The organism is Maridesulfovibrio sp., from assembly GCF_963677005.1.
Taxonomy (GTDB): domain Bacteria; phylum Desulfobacterota; class Desulfovibrionia; order Desulfovibrionales; family Desulfovibrionaceae; genus Maridesulfovibrio.
In genome coordinates, this window is sequence record NZ_OY781616.1 from 1 (window position 1) to 23,828 (window position 23,828).

Annotated in this window: 23 protein-coding genes and 1 pseudogene; 12 read left to right on the forward strand and 12 right to left on the reverse strand. The window is 52.6% G+C overall.

Annotation, left to right across the window (positions count from 1 at the left end; all coding sequences use genetic code 11):
- Positions 1 to 408: 408 nt before the first annotated feature.
- The 10 genes and pseudogenes from pnp to rimP all read right to left on the reverse strand — a co-directional run bounded on the left by pnp (position 409) and on the right by rimP (position 11,228).
- Positions 409 to 2,656: pseudogene (pnp, locus tag ACKU4E_RS00005) on the reverse strand (polyribonucleotide nucleotidyltransferase).
- A gap of 294 nt (positions 2,657 to 2,950) precedes the next feature.
- A complete protein-coding gene (rpsO, locus tag ACKU4E_RS00010; protein ID WP_320169038.1) occupies positions 2,951 to 3,220 on the reverse strand; it encodes a 30S ribosomal protein S15 in 270 nt (89 codons plus the stop codon).
- Positions 3,221 to 3,293: 73 nt separating this feature from the next.
- Complete coding sequence (gene truB, locus ACKU4E_RS00015) at positions 3,294 to 4,229, reverse strand: tRNA pseudouridine(55) synthase TruB (RefSeq protein WP_320169039.1); 936 nt, start codon at positions 4,227 to 4,229, stop codon at positions 3,294 to 3,296.
- Between the two features lie 85 nt (positions 4,230 to 4,314).
- A complete protein-coding gene (locus tag ACKU4E_RS00020; protein WP_320169040.1) occupies positions 4,315 to 5,280 on the reverse strand; it encodes a bifunctional oligoribonuclease/PAP phosphatase NrnA in 966 nt (321 codons plus the stop codon).
- A complete protein-coding gene (gene rbfA, locus ACKU4E_RS00025) occupies positions 5,243 to 5,596 on the reverse strand; it encodes a 30S ribosome-binding factor RbfA (RefSeq protein WP_320169041.1) in 354 nt (117 codons plus the stop codon). Before rbfA ends, ACKU4E_RS00020 begins: the two co-directional genes overlap by 38 nt.
- Positions 5,597 to 5,891: 295 nt before the next feature.
- Positions 5,892 to 6,179 carry a DUF503 domain-containing protein gene (locus ACKU4E_RS00030; protein WP_320169042.1) on the reverse strand — a complete coding sequence of 96 codons (288 nt, stop codon included), beginning with the start codon at positions 6,177 to 6,179 and terminating at the stop codon, positions 5,892 to 5,894.
- Between the two features lie 51 nt (positions 6,180 to 6,230).
- A complete protein-coding gene (gene infB / locus ACKU4E_RS00035; RefSeq protein WP_320169043.1) occupies positions 6,231 to 9,059 on the reverse strand; it encodes a translation initiation factor IF-2 in 2,829 nt (942 codons plus the stop codon).
- 6 nt (positions 9,060 to 9,065) lie between these two features.
- Positions 9,066 to 9,305 carry a DUF448 domain-containing protein gene (locus tag ACKU4E_RS00040; RefSeq protein WP_320169044.1) on the reverse strand — a complete coding sequence of 80 codons (240 nt, stop codon included), beginning with the start codon at positions 9,303 to 9,305 and terminating at the stop codon, positions 9,066 to 9,068.
- A gap of 12 nt (positions 9,306 to 9,317) precedes the next feature.
- Positions 9,318 to 10,691 carry a transcription termination factor NusA gene (gene nusA / locus ACKU4E_RS00045; RefSeq protein WP_320169045.1) on the reverse strand — a complete coding sequence of 458 codons (1,374 nt, stop codon included), beginning with the start codon at positions 10,689 to 10,691 and terminating at the stop codon, positions 9,318 to 9,320.
- A gap of 69 nt (positions 10,692 to 10,760) precedes the next feature.
- A complete protein-coding gene (gene rimP / locus ACKU4E_RS00050; protein ID WP_320169046.1) occupies positions 10,761 to 11,228 on the reverse strand; it encodes a ribosome maturation factor RimP in 468 nt (155 codons plus the stop codon).
- Positions 11,229 to 11,684: 456 nt separating this feature from the next.
- Here rimP and ACKU4E_RS00055 point away from each other — a divergent pair, with 456 nt between their 5' ends.
- From ACKU4E_RS00055 to fliW, 12 genes are all read left to right on the forward strand, one after another.
- On the forward strand, positions 11,685 to 11,957 hold the full coding sequence (locus ACKU4E_RS00055) for a hypothetical protein (protein WP_320169047.1): 273 nt from the start codon (positions 11,685 to 11,687) through the stop codon (positions 11,955 to 11,957).
- A 163-nt stretch (positions 11,958 to 12,120) separates the two neighbouring features.
- Entirely contained in the window at positions 12,121 to 12,885 is a 765-nt protein-coding gene (gene flgF, locus ACKU4E_RS00060) for a flagellar basal-body rod protein FlgF (protein WP_320169048.1), read from the forward strand.
- A gap of 19 nt (positions 12,886 to 12,904) precedes the next feature.
- Complete coding sequence (gene flgG, locus ACKU4E_RS00065) at positions 12,905 to 13,687, forward strand: flagellar basal-body rod protein FlgG (protein ID WP_320169049.1); 783 nt, start codon at positions 12,905 to 12,907, stop codon at positions 13,685 to 13,687.
- A 194-nt stretch (positions 13,688 to 13,881) separates the two neighbouring features.
- The gene (flgA, locus tag ACKU4E_RS00070; RefSeq protein WP_320169050.1) at positions 13,882 to 14,886 is read left to right on the forward strand and encodes a flagellar basal body P-ring formation chaperone FlgA; all 1,005 of its coding nucleotides are present in this window, start codon (positions 13,882 to 13,884) and stop codon (positions 14,884 to 14,886) included.
- A gap of 20 nt (positions 14,887 to 14,906) precedes the next feature.
- Positions 14,907 to 15,605, forward strand: a complete 699-nt coding sequence (locus ACKU4E_RS00075) for a flagellar basal body L-ring protein FlgH (protein ID WP_320169051.1) — start codon at positions 14,907 to 14,909, stop codon at positions 15,603 to 15,605.
- A gap of 209 nt (positions 15,606 to 15,814) precedes the next feature.
- The gene (locus ACKU4E_RS00080; RefSeq protein ID WP_320169052.1) at positions 15,815 to 16,948 is read left to right on the forward strand and encodes a flagellar basal body P-ring protein FlgI; all 1,134 of its coding nucleotides are present in this window, start codon (positions 15,815 to 15,817) and stop codon (positions 16,946 to 16,948) included.
- Between the two features lies 1 nt (position 16,949).
- Positions 16,950 to 17,687 (forward strand): rod-binding protein, encoded by a 738-nt coding sequence (locus tag ACKU4E_RS00085; protein WP_320169053.1) that lies wholly within the window; start codon positions 16,950 to 16,952, stop codon positions 17,685 to 17,687.
- 79 nt (positions 17,688 to 17,766) lie between these two features.
- Positions 17,767 to 18,246 carry a flagellar export chaperone FlgN gene (locus ACKU4E_RS00090; protein ID WP_320169054.1) on the forward strand — a complete coding sequence of 160 codons (480 nt, stop codon included), beginning with the start codon at positions 17,767 to 17,769 and terminating at the stop codon, positions 18,244 to 18,246.
- Positions 18,246 to 20,378: a flagellar hook-associated protein FlgK gene (gene flgK, locus ACKU4E_RS00095; RefSeq protein ID WP_320169055.1), complete on the forward strand. Its 2,133-nt coding sequence runs from the start codon at positions 18,246 to 18,248 to the stop codon at positions 20,376 to 20,378. Before ACKU4E_RS00090 ends, flgK begins: the two co-directional genes overlap by 1 nt.
- A gap of 37 nt (positions 20,379 to 20,415) precedes the next feature.
- A complete protein-coding gene (gene flgL, locus ACKU4E_RS00100) occupies positions 20,416 to 21,972 on the forward strand; it encodes a flagellar hook-associated protein FlgL (RefSeq protein WP_320169056.1) in 1,557 nt (518 codons plus the stop codon).
- 144 nt (positions 21,973 to 22,116) lie between these two features.
- The gene (gene csrA, locus ACKU4E_RS00105; protein WP_320169057.1) at positions 22,117 to 22,356 is read left to right on the forward strand and encodes a carbon storage regulator CsrA; all 240 of its coding nucleotides are present in this window, start codon (positions 22,117 to 22,119) and stop codon (positions 22,354 to 22,356) included.
- On the forward strand, positions 22,332 to 22,781 hold the full coding sequence (fliW, locus tag ACKU4E_RS00110) for a flagellar assembly protein FliW (RefSeq protein ID WP_320169058.1): 450 nt from the start codon (positions 22,332 to 22,334) through the stop codon (positions 22,779 to 22,781). The genes csrA and fliW overlap by 25 nt, the downstream gene beginning before the upstream one ends.
- 92 nt (positions 22,782 to 22,873) lie before the next feature.
- Here fliW and flgM read toward each other — a convergent pair whose 3' ends face one another.
- Together flgM and ACKU4E_RS00120 are read right to left on the reverse strand one after the other, a co-directional pair.
- Positions 22,874 to 23,173 carry a flagellar biosynthesis anti-sigma factor FlgM gene (gene flgM / locus ACKU4E_RS00115; RefSeq protein ID WP_320169059.1) on the reverse strand — a complete coding sequence of 100 codons (300 nt, stop codon included), beginning with the start codon at positions 23,171 to 23,173 and terminating at the stop codon, positions 22,874 to 22,876.
- Between the two features lie 85 nt (positions 23,174 to 23,258).
- Complete coding sequence (locus ACKU4E_RS00120) at positions 23,259 to 23,675, reverse strand: DVU0524 family FlgM-associated protein (protein WP_320169060.1); 417 nt, start codon at positions 23,673 to 23,675, stop codon at positions 23,259 to 23,261.
- Positions 23,676 to 23,828 lie beyond the last annotated feature (153 nt).

The window sequence follows — 23,828 nt, forward strand, 5'->3', positions numbered from 1 at the left end:
AACCGTATCCGCCTTCAGCGGCCTTTGCGCCGGGCTGGTTATGATGGCCGTTGATAGGAATCGTGAATACGGTTCCATGATTCCATTCGGCCCCTTTCTGGCCCTAGGATCAATGGTGACCACGCTTTACGCCGACCAATTCTGGCGCTGGTATACGGTGCTGTAGAATCTTTTTGGAATGCCTCCGGCGGCTGGGGAAGGGGAAACTTTTGAAAAAGTTTCCCCTTCCCAGACCCCATCCCCTTCAAAACTTTTTAACGGGCTTCGCCGGAGGTAATGGAAATTGTCAGGTGATCTGTTTAAGAACTGAATTTTTTAAAATATAGATTTGCCAAAAAAATCCCCGGAAACATTGTTTCCGGGGATTTTTGTATCAATGACATTTTGTCAGACGAAGCGCATAAAGTCCTACCTGCGGCGTCCGCCGTCACGTCCGCCATCGCGGCGCCCGCCGTCGCGACGTCCACCATCGCGGCGTCCGTTGTCACGGCGTCCTCCGGAACGATCTGCGCCCATCTTGAATTTTCAAGGTCAACTTCCTGTCCGGCCTGTTCCATGAGCCATGCCTTGCGGGACAGCCGGATGCGGCCGTTGGGCTGGACTTCGACAACCTTGACAGTGATTTCCTGGCCGAGCTGTACGACATCGGTTACTTCGGCGATGCGTTCAACATCCAACTGGGAGATATGCAGCAGTCCTTCAAGACCGGGCAGGATTTCGACGATAGCGCCGATTTCAAGGATCTTTTTGACGGTACCTACATAGTTCTTGCCCACTTCAGCCTGCTGGTCGTAGTACTGGACCATTTCCCTGGTTTTGTTGAGGGATTCGAGGGTGGGGGCGAAGATGGAAACCTTTCCGGAATCTTCGATGTCGATATCCGCGTTGGTTTCAGCAGTGATAGCCTTGATGTTTTTACCGCCGGGTCCGATGAGATCCCTGATTTTTTCAGGGTTGATGTGCAGTACATCCATCTGCGGGGCGTGTACGGAAAGCTCGGACCTGGGTGCGGGCATTACTTCCTTCATGTCGTTGAGAATAAGCTGACGGGCTTCCTTGGCCTGAGCCAGTGCCTTGCGCAGAACCTCAGCGGGAATGCCGCTTATTTTGATATCCATCTGGATGGCGGTGACGCCTTCGGTGGTACCGGCTACTTTGAAGTCCATATCGCCGAGGGCGTCTTCGTCACCGAGAATGTCGGTAAGTACGAAGTAGTCGTCCCCTTCCTTGCAGAGCCCCATAGCGATTACCTGCCACGGGTGCGCTGATGGGGTACACCTGCGTCCATGAGGGACAGGGTGGTGCCGCATACGGTAGCCATGGAGGAGGAACCGTTGGAGTCCATTACTTCGGAGACCACGCGCATGGTGAAGGGAAAGTCGTCGGAGGAAGGCAGTACCGGGCGCAGGGCGCGTTCTGCCAGTGTTCCGTGGCCGATTTCACGGCGCGAAGGTGCACGCAGGAATTTGGCTTCACCCACGCAGTACGGGGGGAAGTTGTAGTGCAGCATGAACCGTTTGGTATCTTCACCGGTGAGGGTTTCGTAGCGCTGTTCATCGCGGGTTGAACCGAGTGTGCAGATGGCAAGCGCGGAAGTTTCACCGCGGCGGAAAAGAGCGGAACCATGGGTCATGGGCAGATTGCTTACTTCCATGGAGAGCTTGCGGACAGTGGTCAGGTCGCGACCGTCAATGCGCACGCCCTGCTCAACAATGCGTTTGCGGACAATCTTCTTTTCGAGATCGGCCATGACATCACCGACGGCTTTGGCTTTTTCCGGCTCTTCGGGATATTTTTCGGTAACCATTTCAACAGCCTTGGCCTTTACTTCGGATTTGGCTGCCTTGCGGTCCAGTTTTCCGGGAATGGTCAGGGCCTTGTCCAGTTCAGCTGCGAAATTTTCCGAGACGAGAGTAATGATTTCCTCGTCTTTTACGGGTTCTACAACTTCCATCTTGGGACGGCCGACCTTGGAGCGCAGTTCATCCTGCAGGTCGAACATGGGTCCGAGCTGTTCGTGTCCCCATTCAAGAGCTTCGGCAATGGTGTTTTCAGCCAGGAATTTGGAGCTTCCCTCAACCATGATCACTGCGTCGCGGGTAGCGGCGAAGACAAGGTTCAGTTCGCTTTCTTCGGCAATACCCTTGTAAGTGGGGTAGAGCACGAATTCATTGTTGACCATGCCGATACGGGCAGCGGCCACAGGTCCGTTGAAGGGCATGTCGGAAATGTGCAGGGCTGCGGAAGCTCCGGTCATGGCCAGCACATCAGGATTGGTGTAGGCATCGGCGGAAAGCACGGTTGCGATGACCTGCACTTCGTTGCAGAAGGACTTGGGGAACATAGGACGGATGGGGCGGTCCATCAGCCTGGAAACCAGAGTTTCCCTGTCCGAAGGACGGCCTACTTCACGGCGGAAATATCCTCCGGGAATGCGTCCGGCTGCGTAGGTCTTTTCAAGGTAGTTGCAGGTCAGGGGAAAGAAGTCCCTGGGGCCGTCGACCGGCATGGATACGGCGGTAACCAGTACCACGGTACCACCGGACTGAATCCAGACCGTACCGTTGGTCTGGTTGGCCATGCGGCCGGTTTCAAGTGTGATGTCCAGACTGCCGACCTTGCCGGTGACAGCGGTTTTTTCAAAAGGTATTAACATTTGGATTCCTCATTTGATGAGTTGCAATGACTGAATCCTGTGCTGTCCGAATTTTCCAGCCGGCTAAGGGAGGATTCCATTTTACGGGAATGGACCCCTTCCTCAGCCAACTAAAAATCCGTCTGGATAGCACGGATTCCTTTCCGTGCCGGGCTGAACGGCAGTCCGGCGTACTTTTTTTACATTATTTGATAAAAACTAACTACCATCTAGCTGATGTAAAGCCGGATGGGAACACAAAAGTGTCTGTTCTATATAAAAAGAAGGGGAGGGCGAACCCTCCCCTGAAACTGCTTATTTGCGCAGACCAAGTCTTGCGATAAGATCACGATAACGCTGAATGTCTTTTGCCTTCAGGTATTTCAGGATGTTCCTGCGCTGGCCGACGAGTTTCAGCAGGCCGGTGCGGGAGTGGAAGTCCTTCTTGTGAGTCTTGAAGTGGTCGGTCAGGTACAGAATTCTTGCAGTAAGAAGAGCGACCTGTACTTCAGGGGAACCGGTGTCACCGGGTTTGGTCTGGTATTCTTCGATTACTTTTGCCTTGTCTTCAGCAGTCATTACCACAGCGCTATCCTCCTTCGCGTCGCAATGCGCGAGTATGTTGTTTGTGCCGGAAGTCTGAGTTTCCCGCGGGGAATCAGCCCCACAGGCCGCGAAGAATTACCCATAAGAGTTTTCCGTCCACCTGCCTGGTCTCCATGAGAGCCAGTGCTTCGCCGGAGGTTTTAAGGAACATCGCCCTTTCTCCTTCGAAGATGGACAGGTCCGGAGTGCACACTTCCTCTACCGGTATCCTGGCCCCGTTCATTATGGCTGCGGCCATGGTTTCTGCAACCGTGAACCTGTGCCAGTGGGGCAGGGCGTCCGCAAGAGGGATTACTCGTGCTTCGAACCCTTCGGGATCGGCAAGCACCTCATCCAGATTGTGCGCATCGCTTAACCTGTATGGACGGCTTTCTTCGCGCCTAAGTGATTCCATTACCGCGCCGCATCCGAGCCGCGACCCCAAGCTGTGGACCAGGGAGCGTATGTAGGTGCCGGCAGAGCACCCAACCCGGAAACGGGCCTTCGGCAGATTCACTTCCAGCGGTTCTGCGTCAAAAATTTCAATGCTCTTTATTTTGACGGGGGTTTCCTCGCCTTTTCGAGCAAGTTCATATAGCGGTTTGCCATTATGCTTTGCAGCCGAATAGGCCGGAACTTCCTGACTAGTCAAGTCATTCCATGCCAAAATTTCATTTTCCACCATTTTTTCCGTAATTCCGGAAGTATCGCCGGTGAAAGTAGTGCTGCCTTGAATATCGTATGTATCCGTACTTCTGCCTATAATTAGACTTCCGGTGTAGACCTTATCATGTCCTGTCAGATAAGGCCCGAGTTTTGTGGCCTGCCCGAGCATGACCAGCAGAACTCCTTCGGCCAGCGGGTCCAGAGTTCCGGCGTGTCCTATCTTGTACTGCTTGAGCTCGCGTTTGATGGAGTTCAGGCAGTCAGTCGAGGTGGGGCCTGACGGTTTGTTGAGGACAAGGACGCCGTGCTTCTGGAACGGACTGATTTTAGGCTTTCTTCCCATATTTTATTCTTCGAAGGGCCACGGCCCGTTTTATCCCGGTTTTTTTGCGGCAGTTGCGCGTATTCGGGCGGTTGGAAATTCTGGCTTATTGCATCACCCGGTTGCCGATGGCTGAAATAAGTCTTTCGCGCACAGTATCCGGTGTGTTTTCTATGAGTCCGCCGCTGGCGTTTTTGTGCCCGCCTCCTCCGAAGAGAGTGGCAATAGCCTGCACATTGTCACCGGACTGGGAACGCAGGCTGAATTTGTAACGCATGGGGCTGTCTTCACGGATGAGCACGGCTACACGGACCCCGCGTATGCGGAGTATGAAACTTACCAGTCCTTCGCAGTCTGCTCCGGTTGCCCCTGCAGCATCCAGCATTTCCTGAGGTATGAAAATGAGTGCCGTCTGGTCGTCGTGATACAGTTCAATCTTGCTCAGGGCGATGGTCCAGAGATTGATGCGCTGCATTGTCCACTGGTTGCGGATTTTGGGCACGAATTCGCCGAGGTCCAGACCGTAGCGCAGAATATCAGCTATTATTTCCAGAGTTTCCGGCCTGGTGTTGTTGTAGGTAAAAAAACCTGTATCCGTTGCAATGGAAAGATATATGGCTTCGCCGAGCCTGCCGGAAAGTGAAATCTTGAGCTCACGGGCAATCAGGGTGATCATCTCACCCACTGCGGGACGGTTGGTATCCACCCAGTTTACTGCCGCAAAACCAGAGTTGCCCATGTGGTGGTCTATGTTGATGGATTTTTCCGGGTCAAGGGCGTTCATAAGCACTTCGCCCATGCGCGGAGCATCTCCGCAGTCAAGAATAATATACCACCCGTCAAATCCTTTGGGGATTTCGGTGAGAATGGGGGCCGGGGTTGCAAGCCACTGCATGGCTGCAGGCATTCCGCTCTGGTTGTACAACCTGTAGCGTTTTCCGAGCTTTTCTAGAATGAAGCCCAGGGCAACAGTAGACCCGAGCGCATCGCCGTCCGGATTGAAATGTGCAGCTACCAGGAAATCGTCTTCTTCCCTAATTATCCGGCAGATCTCTTTCAACCTTGCTTCCATAGACCATCTCCTCTAGAAAATTGTCGTGAATGAACCTCAGTTCCGGAATCTGGCGCACACGGATACGTTTGCTGAGTTTGCTGCGGATAAAACCCTTGGCTTTTTCAAGGCCGGTGATGGCAGCTTCGATTTTTTCCTTGTCACCGGACATGGTGAACATGACCTCGGCGATCTTGTTGTCCTTGTTCATCCGGACTCCGCTGATGGTGACCAGTTCAAGACGAGGATCGGCGATTTCCTCCACCAGCATGGTGGCTATTTCGCGCATGATCTGATCGCCCATTTTTACCGAGCGGCGGGATGTTGATGTTTTCATTTCTGTTTACCTGTATTTAATAAAGAAATTTGGCGCTTGGGGCTGTTTGTATAATTAATTGCTGTAGCCTTGACTCTTTTGAAAGCAGGGCGGTAATCCCAAAAATTGTAGCCATTAGGGATTCCAAAGGGGATTATTCCCTTTGGCTGCCAGAGGCGAAATCAAATTATCAAAAGTGCTAAGCGCATCAAAATTCAGTCTGATGCATATATCCCATGCTGAGCAAAAGAAAAAGGCTCGTTGCAAAAAAATGTCAAGGACCAGTAATTCTATGCAGAAATCTCCCGGACTGAGGTCAGGAGCTGAAAATTTCGGTTTCGCAGTGCACCAGTTCCGCCGGGCTTATGGCCTCTACCATTGCCAGAGTCTTGGACAGTCTGCTTTCCACTTTGCGCGTATCGTTGGCAACGGTCACGGCTGCGAGCACAAGTTTTTCATGTGAGTCCATGGCCTCCACTTCGGAAACGGCCAGGTTGAACTTGTTGCGCAGTTTCTGCTTCAGGCTCAGGGATATTTTTCTTTTTCCCTTGAGCGACCTGTTGCCGTGCAGCCTGAATTCCAGTGACAGTACGCCTATGATCATAATCAGTATTTTGAACAGGGGCGGAAATTTTCCGCCCCTGATAATTTCATTTTATTCGAGAGTTCTTGCGACCTCAATGACTTCGAAAGCTTCGATTACGTCGCCTTCCTTTATGTCATTGTACTTTTCAAGGCCCACACCGCATTCGTAGCCTTTGGCCACTTCCTTGGCGTCGTCCTTGAAGCGTTTCAGGGAGGTCAGGGTTCCGGTGTAGATAACAACACCGTCACGCAGCAGCCTTACCTGAGAGTTTCTGGTCAGCTTGCCGTCCACAACCATACTTCCCGCGATGACCCCGACTTTGGGTACGGAGAATGTCTGGCGGACTTCCGCCTGGCCGAGGTACTCTTCCTTGATGTCCGGAGAGAGCATTCCGCCCATGGCGTCCTTGATTTCACCCACAAGCTTGTAGATGATGTCGTAGAAGCGGATTTCCACTTCTTCCCGCTCCGCGACTTCTTTAATCTTCATCGTCGGTCTTACGTTGAAGCCGATGATGATGGCCTGTGATGCGGATGCCAGCAGAATATCGGATTCTGTGATGGCACCTGCGCCGCCGTGGATGACATCAACCTTGATTTCATCGGTAGCCAGCTTGGCGAGAGCTTCGTTGATGGCTTCAAGCGAACCCTGTACGTCGGCCTTGAGGACAACGTTGAGGGTCTGTACTTCCTGATCCGGCTTGGATGCGAGGAAGGACTCAAGGGTAACCTTGGACTTGCCTGCCAGCTCGCGTTCGCGGTGCTTGAGCTTGCGTTCCTGAGCAATGCGGCGGGCGATTTTGTCATCGGCTACGCAGATGAATTCGTCGCCGGCTTCGGGAATTCCGTCAAAACCCTGGATTTCCACCGGGAATGCCGGACCAGCGCTTTTGATCTTTTTGCCGCGGTCATCGAACATGGCACGGACGCGACCGTGATAGAGTCCGCAGACAAAAGGATCGCCCTGATTGATGGTGCCTTCCTGAATGAGGACGGTACCGACGGGGCCGCGTCCCTTGTCGAGCTTTGCTTCAACAATGTTACCGCGTGCGGGCTTGTTCGGGTTGGCCTTGAGTTCAAGGACTTCCGCCTGAAGCTGAACCATTTCAAGCAGGTTATCCAGCCCGGTTTTCTGCTTTGCGGAAACCGGTACGAACATTGTGTCACCGCCCCAGTCTTCGGGAACCAGACCGTAATCGGCCAGTTCGCGCTGGACTCTTTCGGGATTGGCTCCTTCCTTGTCCATTTTGTTGACGGCAACTACAATGGGAACCCCGGCAGCCTTTGAGTGGCTGATTGCTTCACGGGTCTGGTCCATTACACCGTCATCGGCGGCGACAACAAGGATAACAATGTCTGTTACCTGTGCGCCGCGCATACGCATGGTGGTAAACGCTTCGTGACCGGGAGTATCGAGAAATACGATTTCCCCACGAGAAGTCGAAACGTGGTATGCGCCGATATGCTGTGTTATACCGCCTGCTTCACCGTCGGTAACCGCACTGTGGCGGATGGCATCAAGCAGTGAAGTCTTACCATGGTCGACATGACCCATAATGGTAACGATGGGAGGACGCGGAGTCATATCCTTTTCATCATCAACCTCAGTGACCGGGATGAGCAGCTCTTCTTCAGAGTAGGATACGTTTTCAATTTCATATTCGAATTCAGCTGCCAGCAGCGTAGCGGTATCAAGGTCGAGGGACTGGTTGATGGTTGCCATCACACCCATTCCGAACAGGGCTTTGATCAGTTCCTGAGATTTGATTCCCATCTGGTGAGCCATATCCGAAAGGCGTATGGCTTCGTTGAACTTGATTTTGCGCTTGGCCGCCTTGAGCGGTTTCTGCTGTGCAGGCTGCGGCTCGGGGCGTTTGCCCTTTTTGCCTTTTTTCTTGCCGCGGAATTTGCTTTCGAGTTCTTTCTCGTTATCGTTTCCTCGGAATTCTTTTCCGAACTCGACAACTCTTCTGTCTTTTTTGAATTTTTTCTTTTTGCTCTGATCACTGCCGGGCTGCGGTGCTCCGGGAACCGGTCTTCCGCTGTCTCCGGTTCTGGGGCCGGCGTTTCTTCCTGCAAAGGGGCGTCCTCCGGACGGGCGGGCGGGGCCGCGTCTATCCGAACCTGCATCTGCATTATTGTCCGCTGCGCGCCTGTTGGCCGGGCCCTGGGCTGCACGGCGGGCAGCTTCAAGGTTGGGATCAGGCCTTGAAATAATTTTAACTTTAGGGGCTTCCGCCTCTTTTTTCTTTTTACGTTTTTTCTTCTTGGAATCAGCTTCTACTGACTTTGCTTCTTGAGCAGGCTCGGCAGCTTCGTGCTTCGGACCGGTCTTTTTCTCATCGCTGATCTTTTCAACCGGTTCTTCTGTCGGGGTAGCAGGGGCTTTTTCTTCGGCGGGCTCAGCAGAAGGGGGTGTTTCCGCTTTGGGCTCAGTTGCGGGTTCTTCTTTTTCGGGGGCAGCTTCTTCCTTTTGTTTTTCCAGATCCTCGGGCCTGATTATTTTTACAAGAGGCTTTTCGGCCTTGGCAGGCGATTTGGTGCGGCCCTTTTTTTCCTTTTTGTCTGCTGCAGGAGCATTTTCATTGTCGGAAGCAGGCTTAGAAGGATCCTTGGATTCTTCTTTTTCCTTAGCCGGGGCTTCTTCCTTCTGTTCAGCTTTTGTTTTTCCGCGTCCGCCTTTGCGGCGACGCACGATTACACCCGGCTGAACTTCACGTCTTTCAACTTTTCCGGATTTTCCGGACAGTTCAGTCCGAATCTTATCAGCCTGCTCAATGTCGATATCGGCTACAGTGCTTTTGGCCTGTACCCCCATCTCGCGGAGCTTCTGAAGTATGTCTTTGGTGTTGACCCCGAGTTCGGCGGCCAGTTCCTTTACTTTGATCTTTGATGCCATATGATGCTACCCCCTGAATTTCTTCTTCCGTGGCCGAAAAAATTTTAATCTTTCAAGGCACTTTTCATTGCCGCAGACATAGTATCCGCGGCCCTGCATGTCCTTTGCGTCATCCGGAACCAGTTCATCGCCGGAAGCCCCCTTGCCGGCGACGAACCTGAACAGTTCTTCCTTGGCAAAACGTTGCCTGCAGATCACACACGAGCGGGTAGGCACGTGCTTATCGCTGCTGTCCTTTCCGGTCAAATGCAACTACCTTTATTTATCAGCTTCCGGGTTTTCTTCACCGGATTCGTTCAGTTCTTCTTCTGCCGGCTCTTCATAATCCGCAGCCTCTTCGGCTTCGGATTGTTCCGCAGGAGCTTCCGCTTCCCCGGAAGCAGTTTCCTCCGGCTCTTCATCGCTTATGCCGAGAAGCATAATGGCCGACTTTATGTCTGAAACCTTGGAAGGAGTCATGCCGGAAATCGACATGAGTATTTCCTCGGATGCGTTTGCTATCTGTCCTATTGTCTCGAAACCTGCGGAAATGAAATTCTCTACAGGAATTTCGGCAACGCTTGCGAGCTGGTCCATGCCCTTGCTTGCCGCGTTCATCTCTCCGTAACGGGATTCGGTAAATACATCAATCTTCCAGCCGAGCAGCCTTGAAGCCAGTTTTACGTTTTGTCCCTTGCGTCCGATAGCTATTGTAAGCTGGTCATCGGGAACCACTACTTCAAGAGTTTTTTCCTCTTCATCAACGGTGATTCTGGTGATTACGGCCGGGGAAAGGGCGTTCTGGGCATACTTGGCGATATCCGGGCTCCAGACGACGATGTCGATGCGTTCGCCGCGCAGTTCCTGAACAATGTTCTGGATGCGCGAACCACGGATGCCTACGCAGGCTCCTACCGGATCGACATCACGATCAGTGGAGTTTACCGCTACCTTGGCACGCAGGCCCGGATCGCGGGCAACACCCATGATTTTTACCGTTGCATCGTCAACTTCCGGGACTTCCCGTTTGAAAAGTGCGGTCATGTAGTCAGGATGTGAGCGGGAAACCGTAACCTGCGGTCCTCTGGATTCCTTCTGTACATCAATGATGAAGGCCTGAACCCTGTCGCCGCGTTTGTATCTTTCGCGGGGAATCTGCTCGCCTTTGGGGAGAACGGCTTCAGTCCTTCCGAGGTTGATGATCCAGCCGGTACGGTCGCGGCGCTGGATTATGCCGCTGACGATTTCGTGCAGACGGCCTTTGAATTCATCGTAGATGATTTCCTGTTCGGCATCGCGCATACGCTGGATGATGACCTGTTTGGCAGACTGGGCCGCGATTCTTCCCAGATCCTCGACCTTGAGCTTGAAGCCCATTTCATCGTCGAGCTGAACGTTGGGGTCGTGAGCCTGTGCTTCCTCAAGGGTGATTTCGCTGATCTCGTCTTCCACTTCGGCGGCTACAACCTTGAACTGGTATACTTCGATCTCACCGGCTTCTTCGTTGTAGTTGACTTCGATGTCCATGGCGTCGCCGTACTTGCGGGCCACTGAAGAACGTACCGCTTCTTCAAGGGTATCAATGAGCAGGTCTCTATCGATCCCGCGGTCCTTGCTGATCTGGTCAATCGCTTTTTTGAGTTCAGAACCCATATCGCTCCTCCGCTTCGGCACAAATTCGCGGCAGCAGTGCCGGCAAGCCGAATGACTGCCTGATGATTTTTATTTAAACTCGTGAACGAGTTTTGCTTTTTTGATTCTGTCCCATTCAATACTGATGGGGTCTTCCTGGTCTTCCAGCTTCAGGGAAAGACCTTCCTCGTCGGTAGATTCAAGGATTCCCCTGAATTTCTTGCGGCCGTCCATGGGGAATACCAGGCCTAAATCAATCTTTTTCCCGACATAACCGGACAACTGTTCCGGTTTGAAAAATTTTCTTTCAAGTCCCGGAGACGAAACTTCAAGCACGTAGGCGCTGCTGATAACGTCTTCGACTTCAAGTATGAGACCGACGTCTCTGCTTACTTCTGCACACTGGTCTATCGTCACCCCGTCCTCTCCATCTATATAAATGATGAGTGCAGGGCGGTTGGCGGAAGTCACTTCAATTCCCCAGAGGGTCAGTCCCATGGCTTCGATGGTGGGTTCCACCAGTGCGCTTATTTTTTGTGCAAGAGAGCCTTGTTCCACAATTCAACTCCGTTTTTTCAACCTTTTGTGCGGCCAAAATAAAAAAAGTGGACCCGAAAAAGGCCCACCTCAGCTTCTTACAACCCAACAAAAGGTTACAAATTGAGGCCTGATGCGGATGAGAAAGGTCTGCCTGAAATCAATTTCAGTAGGAATGCGTACCGGTTGGACAAGTATGCAGTACTTTCAGGAACGCTGAGGTACACCCGCACCGAGGACAGCAACTTAGGCATATCGGCCCGTGATGTCAAGTGTTATGGCTGATTTTGGTGAAAATATACCTGCTCAGGGTGACGAAAATTTGCTTTGCGAACGTGCTGTCATGTCTTTGTCTCTTGATGAGCGGTCCCGGAAGCAATCTTTGACGGGGCATCTTTTTACAGGTATATTTGACTTGTCCTGTGTGAGTGTTATCTTAATAAGGTACAGGTCAAGCTTTTATTGCAGGAGGCGGATATGCCAGTTTTAACCGATAATATTGTGGCCGGACCGGCCGGTCATGTTCAGGCGGCCCCGGCAGCCTCTTTTTCCGCCGGACCGGCGGGAAGTACCGTTCCCGGACCTGCCGGCCATGTGGAAACATTACCGGCTACTCAGGGAGTAAGGAACGTGGACGCCACTACTGATTTTGAGGTGGAGGATGCCACCATGGGGTTTGCTGCACTGGACGCCACTCAGGGAATCATTCCCGAGATAAGGGTCGGAGGAATAATTTTTCATACCGTCTGATCCTTCCTGACATCAAACAGATTCAATCCCGGTCAAACGAAAGTTTGGCCGGGATTTTTTTGTTATTATTGCCGGTTATAAGCCTGTGTCTTCTGTTGGCCCGCTGTTTGCATTTCTCTGAGGCAAGTAAAGCAGAGAACAACTGCCTTCAGGAGAAAAAGACATGCAATCCAGTATATTCAGCTCACTTTTCGGGGCAATGTCCAACGAACACAGGATTGATATCAGCGCCAATAATTTGGCGAACGTCAATACCACGGGTTTCAAACGCGACAACTGTGCCTTTCAGGACACCTTTCAACGGTTTGCTCACGATTATGTTGTAGACGCCAAATCGTTCATCCGGGAGAAAAGTATGCTTCCGGAGCCGAAAATCCTGGCCCGTCCCAGACTTTCCGAAGAAGTCATAGACATGTCTCAGGGGGCATTTCAGAAGACCGGAAACGCATTCGACCTTGCCGTTCGCGGGGACGGTTTTTTCAAAGTCCAGAAGGACGGCGGTGAATACCTCACCAGAAACGGCGTGTTCTCGCTTTCTGCGGATGGCGTCCTGATCACTGAGCAGGGCTATCCGGTCATGGCCAACGGAGGTCCGGTAACAATCCCGGCTCGTTCAAATGTAGTTATTGATGAAGAAGGGGTGATAACCGCCGATGGAGCGGAAATCGCCCGTCTTGACTTTGTCCAGCCTGCCGATCCCAGAGGACTCAAGAAGGACGGCGAAAACCTTTTTGTGCTCGAAGGGGAAGAAATGCCGGCGGAAGGTGAAATTGTTCAAGGCTATATCGAAAAATCCAATGTAGAAGTTGTCAATGAAATGGTCAGTATGATCGAGTGTCAGCGCAGCTTCGAAATGTATCAGAAAATGATCAGCACTACAGATCAGCTCGACCAGAAGGCCATAACTCAGGTCGGCAAGACATCTTAAACCTTAGGGGGATATAATTATGATGCGTTCACTCTGGACTGCGGCCACCGGAATGGTCGCCCAGCAGACCCACATCGACGTTCTTTCCAACAACCTTGCCAACGTGAATACACAGGGATTCAAAAAAAGCAGGGTCGAATTCGAAGACCTCATGTATCAGACCATGCGGATCGCAGGTTCTTCAACCGCCGGCGGAAACCAGATGCCCACCGGGATGCAGGTCGGTATGGGCGTGCGCGAGGTCAGCATTCACAAGTTTTTCAGTGAAGGATCGCTGGAAAGCACCGGTAACCCGCTCGACCTCGCAATTGAGGGCGAAGGATTTTTCCGGGTAGACCGCAACGGTGAAGAAGCATACACCCGCGCCGGCGCATTCAAGCTGGACAGCGAAGGCCGTGTTGTTACCGCAAACGGATATCCGCTGCAGCCTGAATTCATAGTCCCGGCCGAGGCAGTCAACCTCGTGGTTTCTGAAGAAGGTCATTTCGCCGCGCTGGATGAGAACGGTGTGGAACTGGCTGCCGTGGACGTGCCCATTTACGACTTCATAAACGAAGCCGGGCTCAATGCCGTGGGTAAGAACCTCTATGTGGAAACCGAAGCCTCCGGGGCTCCAGTTGAAGGAACACCCGGTGATGACCGCTTCGGGACTATCGCCCAGGGTTACCTTGAAGGCTCGAACGTTGAACTGGTCGATGAAATGGTCGGACTCATTGTCGGTCAGAGGGCTTATGAAACGAACTCAAAAGCCATCACCACATCCGACTCCATGCTTCAGACTGCAATCAACGTTAAGAGATAACGGTAGTTAAGTAGGGGATTCGCGCTGTTTGTGCGAATCCGGATGGTAGGCAGCCAAATGCTTTCAGTACATACAGGAGATATGCAGGTTTCATTTAAGGAGACCATATTCCGAATAACGCGCCGTGCAGGCCGGGTTTCGGACCGCTCCGGTGAAATACCGGAACCATGCATCAAGACAGGACGGTTTTAATTATGATCAGGGCAGGTTTTATCGGATGGTTTCGCAGCATGACAGTGCTGCTTATGGTCGTGACGTTTTCGGCTGTATATGCGGCTGAAGGTGTTTGCGCTTCAAAGCAGAATACTAACTGGCGAATAAAGATAAAATCCGCAGCGGTCGTCAACGGGCCGAGGGTTACCCTCGGTGACATCGCCGAGTTCTACGGTGACCTGCCTCGGCAGACCAAAGCCGATCTGGCCTCTGTAGAACTTTGGAATGCTCCTGCCAGGGGCCGCAAGCCGGTCACGGTCAATCGCTCCAAGCTCCGGGTGCTGCTGCAGCACTATCTTGGTGAACTTGCAGGCAACTGCATGGTTCCCGCTACCTTGTCCATGCAGTACGGCGGCAAGGTGATGTCCGAGGCGGAACTGCAGCGGGCGGTTGTCAAAGTGTTGACTCCGCAGGCCGAACGAATGGGCGGCAATTACAAATTCAGGGAATTCCGGATTCCGGATCATCTTTTTTTCGGAGATGCAATGGACAGCCTGAGAGTGACTCTCCCCCGAGCTCTCGAGCCGGGTTCAAACAGTTTCCGGATGGAAGTGGTCAGCGTGGACGGACAGGTGCTGAGGCAGCTGTCCGGTTCTGTTTTCGTGGATCTCTGGAAACCAGTCCCCTGTCCAGTGCGTCCTCTGAACCGCAAGGAGATTGTTACCCCTGATCTTATTACCTGGAAAAACAAGAACATGGCATACCTTGGTAACCGGGCCTGGGATGGAAAGGGCGGTCCGTGGAGGATCAAGATTCCCGTAGGCACCGGCCAGCCCATTATGCGTTCCTCCATTGAACCGGCCCCGATTGTGGCAAGGGGCGACAAGCTTTCGCTGGTCTACAAAAGTACCCATCTCAAGCTGAGTGTTCCAGTGGAGGCTCTTGAGGACGGAGGGGTAGGTCAGACAATAACGGTACGCAACTTGCAAAGTCAGCGTAAAATATCTGCAACAGTCGTCAACGCTCAGACGGTGACGGTAAGGTAATAGGAGCGGAGGAAAGGAAAATGAAAAAAATAATGCTGGCATTTCTGATTGTTTTGGCTCTGTGTGCCGGGTGTTCTCCCGCTAAGCAGGCCCCCACCCCCATGCCGGTGATGACCCCTCCCGCGCAGTATGATCCCGAGCCGTCAAATAATCCCGGTTCGCTGTTTGAAGCAACGGATTCCGAATATCTTTTCGACGACAACCGGGCCCGCCGGATCGGAGACATCGTGGTCGTTACCGTTGCCGAAACGAGTTCCGGCAAGCACACCTCCAACTCCAAGGCGGAGAAGGAGAACACCACCAGTCTTAGCGTTACCAACTTTTACGGCGGCCTGGCAGGTGCGGTTGATCCCTTTGATCTCAAAGGCAACGCTGGCGACGATCCTCTGATCGGTTCGTCCATGTCCAACAAGTTCAAGAGCACGGGTGAAGCCAAGAACGAGTCGACCCTGACCGCTTCAGTTGCGTGCAGGGTAGTCAGAATTCTGCCGGGTAACGTTCTGCAGGTAGAGGGTGCGCGTCAGGTCCGGATCAATGACGAGACTCAGGTTCTGGTTGTGCGCGGCCTTCTGCGCCAGCGCGATATCGGTCCGAGCAACACTGTTCAGTCCAGCTATCTGGCAGACGCACATATAGAAGTCTACGGGCGCGGCATACTCGCAGACAAGCAGAGGCCCGGATGGCTTTCCAGAATTCTCGACAACGTCTGGCCTTTCTAGGCGGTCTGACACAACGAATAGTGTTGCCCGACTGTATTCAGGGTGAAATGCCACCTCAGGTGGCGAAGCATAGACAAATGGTTTTGGGATTCTTAAACCCTTTTGCAAAAGGGTTTAAGGCCCCCGGCAGGGCGCCCCGCGAGGTTCCGCGCATAACAGGGTACTTGTAAGTTTTATTTAAGAGTCACAGCTGATCAACGGAGGAAAGGATGATTTTCACGAACAGGATGAACAGATTCACGGCAGGGATTGCGGCAGCGGCAGTGCTCCTGTTCGTTGTTCTGATGCAGGCACAGCCCGCCGGGGCAGTGCGGCTCAAGGATATTTCCTCTTTCAGCGGCGTGCGCGACAACGACCTTGTCGGGTACGGCCTGGTTGTCGGTCTCTCGGGAACCGGTGACGGAACCAACTCCGCATTCACCATCACTTCCATGATCAACATGCTGGAAAAAATGGGCGTGCAGGTTGACCGCTCCTCCATCAAGCCCAAAAACGTGGCGGCTGTAATGGTTACCGCCAAGATGCCCGTTTCTTCGCGTCCCGGTGCTCCGCTTGATGTAACGGTTTCCTCCATAGGTGACAGTAAGAGTCTTTTCGGCGGCGTGCTGCTGCTTACTCCGCTCAAGGGGATTGACGGCAAGGTCTACGCTCTGGCTCAGGGCGCACTTACCGTCGGAGGTTTCTCCACTTCCGGTGAAGCAGCTTCCGCATCAAAGAACGTTGTCACTGTGGCCCGCATACCTTCCGGGGCGACAATAGAACGCTCCGTACCTTTTGATTTCAACCGTCAGCGCAAAATAACCATCAATTTGAGCCTTGCCGACTTCGGAACCACCATGCAGGTGGTCAAGAGGATCAACGGGGTTGTGGGCGGTTCGTACGCCAGCGCTGTTGACGCTTCCACTGTAGACCTGAGCATCCCGGATCAGTTCCGGGGCAATATGGTTCCCCTCATGGCCGCGCTTGAGGATCTTGAAATTTCACCCGACGTCAAGGCCAAGGTGGTTGTTGACGAAAAAACCGGAACGGTTGTGCTCGGACGCAATGTCCGCCTGACCAAGGTGGCAATCGCCCACGGCAACCTGCAGGTTGTGGTTGCTGAAAGCACGGATGTCAGCCAGCCCGGACCGTTCGCACCTGAAGGAGCGGAGACTGTGGCTTCTCCGCAGACGGATCTGCAGGTTCAGGAAGACAACAACCGTCTGATGCTTGTTGAAGGCGCGACCCTGCAGGAACTGGTTGACGGACTCAACGCCATAGGCGCCACCCCACGTGACCTTATTTCCATACTGCGGACCATGAAGGTCGCCGGGGCGCTGCATGCCGAACTGGAGGTAATCTAAGATGCTGGACAACGCAATGGACACCGCAACGGCAAGGGCCAATTCGGAAACCACGGAACTCCAGGGGTTCAAGCGCAAGCTGACCTCCATGACCGACAAGCTTTCCGGCGGGCAGACTAAGGACAAGAAACTGCGTGACGCATGCGAGAAGTTCGAAGCGGTCTTCATGGGCAAGATATGGCAGCAGATGCGCAAGAACGTACCCAAATCAGGGTATCTGAACAGTCAGTACGAGCAGCAGTACACAGCCATTTTCGATAAGGATTTTTCCGAAAAGCTCGCAGAGGGCGGCGGAATAGGGCTCGGAGACATGCTGTACAAGCAGCTGCGTTCCAAGCTGGACAATGCCAGCAAGTCCACCCTGCCGGGAACCGGTAACTCTACAGCCCTCAAGACTCTTGATGAGGTTGACCGCACCGGTTCACGCCCCGGCGAGCATCTGGAAAAGCATGAAAACGTATCTGCAAACGGACTTCCCGGCATTCCTCTGCCGAAGCCCGGCATCTCTCTGGAAGATGAGGATTTCTCTTTCAATATGCGGGTGGAACGTAAAACCGGGAACAAGAGCGGACAGTCCTCACAGGCATCATCCGCAAGCGGTTCCGGGATGATAGGCCGGACCGAGGCCATGGCCAGAATAGAGGAACTCGCCCGTCAGATAGAAATGGATCATAGCGAGAAAGTTTATGTTCAGGGTGTAACTGCTGAAGAAATTGGCAACAAACTTGCAGGTATATAGGCAGAGTTTTTATCAAGAAACATTAGCAGAATATAAAAATCAAATAAACATAATGTATTAAGGCATGGAGGATAAGGAAATGATCAGACTCGTAAAGGAAAATATCAGCAGACAGTCAAAGGCAGTCATGCTGCTTTCCGTACTCCTCCAGGAAGAATTTTCCCTGCTTATGAACAAGGATCCCCAGAACGTAACCAGGATTGAGCTTACAATTCAGGATCTTATGAGACAGATTTCTTCTGAACGGCTTTCCTTGAGAAATTTCATTCAAAAAATTGACTCCTCGGCCTGCAGACTTGGAGAGATTCTCCCGGCCATTGCAGACGATCAGAGGGCCGAGATAGAGCAGCTTCTCGCCCGTATGGATGAGCTGGAACAGAAGTGCGCTGTCCAGGCGACCAAAAACCATCAGTTGGCCAGAGCCCTGCTTGAACAGTCTTCATCGATGCTGGATTTTCTGCATCGGGAGATTACCCCCAAGCAGCAGAATGTCTACTCCGCAAGGGGACGGTACACCAATCCTTCTCCGCAGGCTTCACTCATTAACGGGAGGCTCTGATGCCCGGCGTCAATTCACTTCTGAATCTCGGGTCGGGAGCCCTCTACGCTTCCCAGTCGGCCATTCAGGTAACCGGTGACAACATTTCCAATGTCAACACCGAAGGTTATTCCCGTCGTAATGTCCGCCTTGAGGAAAGAACCAGTATCAACTGGAACCCCGGGCAGATCGGAACCGGAGTACGCGCGGCAGAAATCTATCGCAATTTCGACCAGTTTGTCGAAAACAGCTATAACGATAAGGCCACCATGCGCGAACGCTGGGATTCCCTGTACAATACCCTGAGCAGTGTGGAGTCGCTTTTCAATGAATCCAGCGGCTACGGACTGAACTCTAGCCTGACGACTTTTTTCAACGACTGGCAGGATCTCAGCCAGCGTGCCAATGATGCCGCTTCCCGCCAGCAGTTGCTCAACGATACACGCAATCTGGTAAACTCCCTGCATTCCATGCAGGAAGATATGGTTCGTTATCAGCAGCAGGTCGAGGATTACATCAAGCAGGATGTTTCCTCCGCCAACGATATCATGACCCGCATCGCCGATATCAACCGGCAGATCAATGTGGAGCAGGTTGAAAATCAGAACAACCCCAACGCTCTCTATGATGAAAGGGCCAACCTTATCCGTGATCTTTCCAAAATCATGGATACCAAGGTCATAGACAACGGCCGGGGTGACATGACCATCACCACCGCTGCCGGGCAGACACTGGTGGACGGTGATCAGCATTTCATGCTGTCCTATGACGGTCCGCAGAGCCAGAACAACCTGAGTCCGGGATCCGATTTTGACGGGACTGTTTATTTCGACGGTTCAAGCGATTTTGAATACACCGTTGAAGCCGTGACTTCAGGGTCGGTAACTTCTGGTGCCGGGGCGGCTCAGTTTCGGGTTTCACTTGACGGCGGCAATACCTGGCTCAAAAACGATGACGGTTCCACGAGGCTTTTTTCCGCCCGTCCCGAGGACGGAGCTATTCAGGTCGATGACATCAAGATCTGGTTCGGTAGCAAGGATAGTTCCAATGTGGCCCCCACAACGGATATTTCAGCCGGCGACAAGTTCACCATAGTGCCCAAGAGCGCTCTGTACTGGGTCAGGAACACCTCCACCAAGGAGAACATCACCCCGCAGATCAGTTTTTCCGGACAGGACAACACCCGCAGGCTTACCGGCGGAACGCTTACCGGATATTTTTCGTTCCGCGACAACAACGTGGGGCGGTACAAGGAGCGTATGGACGCGCTGACCAGTGAGATTGTCTGGCAGACCAACCGTATCCATTCTCAGGGTGCAGGACTCGAAGCTCATAACAGCATGGAAGGCACCTACGCCGTAACTGCCGACGGTACCGCTCTCGGCAGCGGATCATCCGGACTGCCGTTCGGCGACCGTCTGGAATCCGGGAACTGCATGATGTACTTTTATGATTCCACCACGGGCGAGCTCGCTTCTTCTGCTTCTTTCGGGCCCATAGACTTTGATCCTTCCACTCCGGAGGTTGATGCTTTCGATCCGACAAAGCATTCCCTGAACGATGTGGTCACCGCAGTAAACGGGACTTTCGGCACTTACGTTACCGCTTCGGTGGTCAATCACAAGCTGCAGATCAACGCGAACAGCGGGTACGAATTTCAGATGGGTTCGGATACCTCCGGTCTTTATGCCGCGCTGGGATTGAACACTTATTTCAGCGGCTCCGAAGCGGCGGACATAGAGATAAGCAGCAAGGTCAACGGTGATGTCAATTTCATCAACGCCGGGCATGTGAACGGTGCGGGTGAAGCCAATTCCGGTGACAACACCAGCGCGCTCAGCATCAAGGAAATGGGGCAGAAGGATATCAACATCACTACCGCCTTTGACGGGACTACCAGCCAGACTCTGGTTGAGTACTACGATTCGACAGTGGCCGTGGTCGGGGCGGATACCGGCACAGCCAAGTTCAACTTCAATTTTCAGCAGACCCTCGCCTCGGACCTTAATGAAAAGCAGCAGGAAGTGTCCGGCGTGAATATCGATGAGGAAATGAGCAATCTGATCAAGTATCAGCATTCCTACACTGCGGCGGCAAAGCTCATTACCACCGCGGACCAGATGCTTCAGACGCTGCTTTCACTGAAGAACTAGGGTCGTTTTTGATGGAACAGGCAAAGGGAGAACGGTTATGAGAGTATCACAGCAAATGCTTTTCAATACCTACGTGTCGAACATGAACAGGTCGCTTACCGATCTGGTGGACACCAATATCAAGGCGCAGACCCAGAAAAAGGTCAACCGTCCTTCTGATAACCCGGTAGGTATGGCTCGTATTCTTGATCATCGTGAAACTCTTGCCACGGTAAAGCAGTTTCGTGACAACGTTGATACTGCCAAGGGGTGGTTGAGCCTTTCCGATTCGACCCTGCTGCAGGTTTCCACCATTGTTACCCGTGCCAAGGAACTGGCCGAGCAGGCCGCATCCGGTACAATCAGTGAAGATAACAGGGAACAGATCAGTTACGAAGCCCGTCAGCTTTTCCAGCAGCTGGTTTCTCTTTCAAATACGGAATACGAAGGAAAGAGCATCTACGCCGGACATAAGGTCGACAAGAATGCTTTTGAAGAAACTCTCTGGATGACCTCGAATGATTCCAATGTTTCGTCCAGGTCTTTCTCCATAAGCGGTAATGCGGATAAGGCCATCGTCGTGCAGTTTGTAGATTCCGGGACTGTCGGCGGAGTGTCTGATCTGGCTTATCGTTATTCCAAGGACGGTGGAGACACTTTTACTACAAAGACACTCAGTGCCGGAGACAGAACGCTGGATTTCGATGGCGTGACCATGACTCTTGAAAACGGCACGGTTGTGACCGGCAACTCCCCGGATAACACCAACGATGCGTCGGGAACCTGGATGTGGGTGCGCCCAACCGCCAGATACATGGGTGATGACGAGGACGCGGTCAACGTTACCGGCATGAATACTCCTCTCGGAGGCGGGCTGACCAAGGCCGAAGGCGTTTTTACCGAGGATGTGACTGTCCGGATAGATTCGGCCACCACACTGGCCTCGAACATAAGTTATTCCTACAGCCTTGACGGCGGGGTCACCTGGACTTCCGGCAATGTAAAGAGTGCTGACGGCATCGCATCCCACGCGGTTCTCAGTATCCCCGGCGGAACACTGACCATCCATTCCAACGGCGGCAACGCCCTGGCATCCGGTGCCGAGTTTCTGATCCGCCCGGACTCGGCTGCGATTAATCTGCAGATTCAGGAAAACGAGTATGTCCGCATAAACGACGTGGGCAAGGATATTTTCGGCGGTGTATACCGGGCACCGGGTGATTCGGCCGCCAGTCCGGTTTTCAGCAGCAACAGCATGCTGACCGGCAGCAACGCGTCATCCACAAACAACCTGTTTGAAACAATGGGTAATCTGGTCGCGTTTCTGGAGACCAACAACCAGACCGGTGTGCAGCAGGCCCTTGCAAGTCTGCAGCTTTCGCAGCAGCATCTGCTGACCCGTGCGGCCGATGTCGGCGGAAGGGAAAACAGGCTTTCAGTGGCGGATAACGTGCTTTCAAGCCTTGAGTTGAACGAGAAGGAGCGTATCTCCCACATAGAGGATGTTGATGTGGGCGAACTCATGACCCAGCTCTCGCAGCAGCAGATCGTCTACGAGGCGGTCCTCAAGAGTTCATCAATGATAATGAAGATGAACCTGCTCAATTATGTATAAAAATTTAGAATAAAGTTGACAGCTTGTGCTTGCCCGCAGAAGGTTCATGGGCTAAGACATTCTCAGTGCTGAAAATATTCTCCACAGTGGCGGATGTTTTCAAGTAAAGCGAAACGATCCAACAGGACTACCACAATCTAAAATATGCTTATTCTGACCCGGAGACCGGGGGAAGCTCTATACCTGGATGATAACATAAAGATCACGGTGCTCAGTGTTCAGGGGCGGCAAGTGAAGCTTGGCCTTGAAATACCCGCCGAGACTACCGTTTACAGGGAAGAGGTTTACCTCAAGATCAAAGAACAGAACCGTTTGGCGCTTGAAAACAGACAGCAGGATCTTCTTGCTGCGACCGAGTTATGGCAAAAGAAAGAACACAAATAATCAGAACCCGGATCGGGGAAAGAGAAATCACCGAAGACGGTATCATCTACTTCTCCCGCGGGCTTATCGGCTTTGATGAAAAAAGGGATTTCGCTCTGATTCAGCTCAGTGAAAACTCTCCCTTCCTGTTGCTGCAGAGCCTTGAAGATCCCGGACTTGGATTGCTGGTCGCAGACCCGTACAGCTTCATGGATGACTATGAAGTCAGGCTGAGCGAGGCGGAAAAGAGAATTCTGCAGGTCGAAAACGCCGCACAGGTAGCAGTGCTGGTTACGGTTACCATTCCTCAGGGAAGACCGGAGGAGACCACCCTCAACCTCGGCGGACCCATTGTGATCAATTCCGAGGCCAAGCGCGGCATGCAGGTTCCGCAGATAGATTCCAAATATCCGGCACACTTCCGCCCGGCCAACGATGAATCATAAGATAGACCGCTGCCGGGTGTGCAGTGTTTTAAAATCTTTTATGTAAAGCAAATGTTTTCCGGTGGAGCCGCAAGGTTTCACCGGTTTACTTTTTAACTCAGAAAGTCCACTTCCTCGCGTACGAGATTCAAGGCCGTCTTGCGGATGTCCGGCTTGTATGTGCCTGCCCGTACCTGGTCTCGCAGTTCCCTGACCTTTTCTTCCCTTGTATCCGGGCTTTCCGTGGCGGTCTGCCGTGCGGCGCCGAGAAGCTTGGCCTGTGCGGAAACATTGACCACGTCGCGCGAGGGGGCCGCTGACTGGCTCTGTGACTGAGCCTTTCCCGCAGCACTCTTGGCAACATTTTCAGAATACGCCTTGAGGGGGGTGGTGTTATACTGGTTAATCTTCATGATCCCCTCCGGGGTTCCAAGTTGACGATTACAGGAGTTATACGTTGTGTGGTCAATACCTGCCGTCGGAATTGATATCCAGCGGTTAAAGCATTGTCCGGTCTACCTTGTCCAATGTAATTTCCCATAGCCTGTTCATGACCTGAGCCTTATCCTCCCGGGGAAGGTCAATGACTCCCTCGGGGGTTTCCTTCAGAATCTGAACATCGCTTCCGTCGAGCGGATACTCGAACAGATAGCGTGCACCGAAATCCAACTCCAGCTGTTCTAATATATCGGACACTACCGGATTTTCATTACCCGAGACGATGAGGTTTTCAATAATTTCCCGGGAAATTTTTTCCACCAGCTCACGACGCCTTGCTTCACGCGAAATAGTGACCGTGTCCATAGACTCCGACCTTTTCAGGGCGCGCCTGAATCGGGCCAGTCTCTTGGCACTTGTCAGCTGCTTGCCGTAGGTTCGCAGCATATTTCTTAGTTCAGCCGGTGTGTGAGTCACTGCTCGTATTCCTCCTTATGTATCATATCGGCAGGAGCCCATATAAGCTTTAGGGGTAAAAAATAAAAAATGATGAAAAAAAGGATATTCTTTACAACGAGTTGATGTTTAGCAGATAAAACATGGTGTTGAAATCGATAAAAGATGTATACC

Coding starts and splice junctions, on each gene's coding strand:
- infB (WP_320169043.1), bottom strand. CDS start 9,059: ATGGCATCAAAGATCAAAGTAAAGGAACTGGCCGCCGAACTCGGGGTC.
- ACKU4E_RS00055 (WP_320169047.1), top strand. CDS start 11,685: ATGCCAGTTTTAACCGATAATATTGTGGCCGGACCGGCCGGTCATGTT.
- flgF (WP_320169048.1), top strand. CDS start 12,121: ATGCAATCCAGTATATTCAGCTCACTTTTCGGGGCAATGTCCAACGAA.
- ACKU4E_RS00020 (WP_320169040.1), bottom strand. CDS start 5,280: ATGGAAGCAAGGTTGAAAGAGATCTGCCGGATAATTAGGGAAGAAGAC.
- flgL (WP_320169056.1), top strand. CDS start 20,416: ATGAGAGTATCACAGCAAATGCTTTTCAATACCTACGTGTCGAACATG.
- flgG (WP_320169049.1), top strand. CDS start 12,905: ATGATGCGTTCACTCTGGACTGCGGCCACCGGAATGGTCGCCCAGCAG.
- ACKU4E_RS00075 (WP_320169051.1), top strand. CDS start 14,907: ATGAAAAAAATAATGCTGGCATTTCTGATTGTTTTGGCTCTGTGTGCC.
- nusA (WP_320169045.1), bottom strand. CDS start 10,691: ATGGGTTCTGAACTCAAAAAAGCGATTGACCAGATCAGCAAGGACCGC.
- flgA (WP_320169050.1), top strand. CDS start 13,882: ATGATCAGGGCAGGTTTTATCGGATGGTTTCGCAGCATGACAGTGCTG.
- rbfA (WP_320169041.1), bottom strand. CDS start 5,596: ATGAAAACATCAACATCCCGCCGCTCGGTAAAAATGGGCGATCAGATC.
- flgK (WP_320169055.1), top strand. CDS start 18,246: ATGCCCGGCGTCAATTCACTTCTGAATCTCGGGTCGGGAGCCCTCTAC.
- truB (WP_320169039.1), bottom strand. CDS start 4,229: ATGGGAAGAAAGCCTAAAATCAGTCCGTTCCAGAAGCACGGCGTCCTT.
- ACKU4E_RS00080 (WP_320169052.1), top strand. CDS start 15,815: ATGATTTTCACGAACAGGATGAACAGATTCACGGCAGGGATTGCGGCA.
- ACKU4E_RS00030 (WP_320169042.1), bottom strand. CDS start 6,179: ATGATCATAGGCGTACTGTCACTGGAATTCAGGCTGCACGGCAACAGG.
- csrA (WP_320169057.1), top strand. CDS start 22,117: ATGCTTATTCTGACCCGGAGACCGGGGGAAGCTCTATACCTGGATGAT.
- ACKU4E_RS00085 (WP_320169053.1), top strand. CDS start 16,950: ATGCTGGACAACGCAATGGACACCGCAACGGCAAGGGCCAATTCGGAA.
- fliW (WP_320169058.1), top strand. CDS start 22,332: ATGGCAAAAGAAAGAACACAAATAATCAGAACCCGGATCGGGGAAAGA.
- flgM (WP_320169059.1), bottom strand. CDS start 23,173: ATGAAGATTAACCAGTATAACACCACCCCCCTCAAGGCGTATTCTGAA.
- ACKU4E_RS00090 (WP_320169054.1), top strand. CDS start 17,767: ATGATCAGACTCGTAAAGGAAAATATCAGCAGACAGTCAAAGGCAGTC.